The 1887-nt window shown below is 44.7% G+C and carries 1 protein-coding gene; it reads left to right on the top strand.

Features of this window, described 5'->3' with window-relative positions; genetic code table 11:
• Nucleotides 1-548 precede the first annotated feature (548 nt).
• Nucleotides 549-1844, top strand: a complete 1296-nt coding sequence (gene ltrA / locus FLV_RS19855; RefSeq protein ID WP_243236494.1) for a group II intron reverse transcriptase/maturase — start codon at nucleotides 549-551, stop codon at nucleotides 1842-1844.
• Nucleotides 1845-1887: the final 43 nt, after the last annotated feature.

Here is a 1887-nt window from a genome sequence, read left to right as displayed (position 1 = left end):
TGTGTGTGCCCTGCATGAGCAGGACACACGCCGTAGTCTTTGATAAAAATTGAAAAATACAAATTTCAGATTATAAAACAAAGATATGGCGTGTTATTTTTCCAGAGGGTGTAAGTCCCTTATGAGCGGATTGAAACCTCGAATCATTAGTACGTCGCAAGGTTGTCAATCGTGAGGTTGGAACTGAAGGAAGCGAGACGACAAATTCCGGTACTGACGAACAGAAACTGCATAAGAGGCATTTGATAGGGGATAAGCGTGCACAGCAACGTAACGTCCAAAGTATACCAAACCTATTAGATGTAGATGCAGCAGGAATTGGACAAAGGAAAAAGCTCTTACCAGGGGAGGTCTTTGCAACCACGGGTTGGTTATGCAAAGAAGTCAGCAGAAGTCATAGTACTTGTGGCAAACGAGTTGCGAATAGATACCGCATAGGCCTCACAATCAAGGAAGGACCCAACGCAAAGCGGTTCTTAATTTTCATCGGAATAACGCAAGTTATAGCCCTGAAAAAGCGGAACAGTTTTAACGAATTAAACAACAAAATGATTGAGAGGGTAGTACATCCTTACAACCTGCAAAAAGCATTAGAGCAGGTGATTTCCAACAAAGGAAGCGCAGGGGTTGATGGTATAAATACCAATCAACTCAAAATGCTATTTCCCCAACGGAAAGACCAATTGCTCGACCTTATCATGCAAGGAAGCTACCAGCCACAGGCCATTTTGGGCGTGGAGATTCCCAAAGGCGAGGGCAAAACCCGACTTTTGGGCGTTCCCACCACCACCGACCGAGTGCTGCAACAAGCCGTATCGCAGGTTCTTGCACCGCTGTTTGAACCCGAATTTAGTTCTAACAGTTTTGGATTCAGACCCAGCAAAAACACCCGACAAGCCGTTGGGCAAGCGAGGGAATACATTCATCAGGGACTGAACCACATTGTAGAGATTGACCTAAAGAACTTCTTTGACCAGGTCGATCATTGTTTACTTTTGAATTTGGTGTATCAAAAAGTGAAATGCCCAACCACGATGCGCCTGATACGAAAATGGTTGCGAGTGCCGATACAAATCAACGGCAAACTGCAAAAACGAAGAAAAGGCGTTCCGCAAGGAAGTCCATTAAGTCCGTTACTGTCAAACATCCTGCTTCACGAATTGGACAAGGAAATGACAAGGCTCAAATTGAAATTCGTTCGCTATGCCGATGATTTTAGTATGTACTGTAAAAGCCAAAATCAGGCGAAAGCCACAGCACAGGCAATTTCCAAATTCCTGAAAAAGAAGCTCAAACTGACCGTGAACACGGAGAAAAGCGGGATTAGACGTCCTGTTAACTTCACAATTTTGGGATTCGGTTTTGTGCCAACGTACAGAAAAGGAAGCAAGAATGACTACCAGTTGGTGGTGGCAGAAAAAGCGTGGAAAAAACTCAAAGAACGGCTTAAAGGCATTACCCGCAAAACCGCACCAGCAAAATTTGAACAGCGCATTGCCAAGATAAAGGAAGTGCAACGGGGATGGTTAAACTATTTTCGGGGAGCGAGTATTATGGGCAAACTGCGTGATTTGGACGGCTGGCTCAGAAACCGACTTCGGTATTGTATTTGGCACGATTGGAAGAAACCCGAACGAAAGAGGAAAAACCTCATACGATTAGGTGTTAATAAAGATCATGCGTATGCTTGGAGCAGAACCAGAAAAGGCGGTTGGGCAGTTGCACAAAGTCCCATTTTGAATACGACTATTACTTTGAAGCGCCTAAAACAAAGAGGCTATCAATCTTTAATGGATGTTTACATCGAACTTAACCCATCACTTTGCGAACCGCCGAGTACGTGACCCGTACGCTCGGTGGTGTGAGAGGCGCACTCCGTTCTATTTG

The sequence above is a fragment of the Flavobacterium pectinovorum genome, from assembly GCF_022802975.1.
GTDB classification, from domain to species: Bacteria; Bacteroidota; Bacteroidia; order Flavobacteriales; family Flavobacteriaceae; genus Flavobacterium; species Flavobacterium pectinovorum_B.
This window is presented reverse-complemented; position numbering and strand designations above follow the sequence as displayed.

What these genes read in the sequence shown, in the direction of transcription:
- ltrA (WP_243236494.1), top strand. Translation starts at nt 549, where the DNA reads ATGATTGAGAGGGTAGTACATCCTTACAACCTGCAAAAAGCATTAGAG.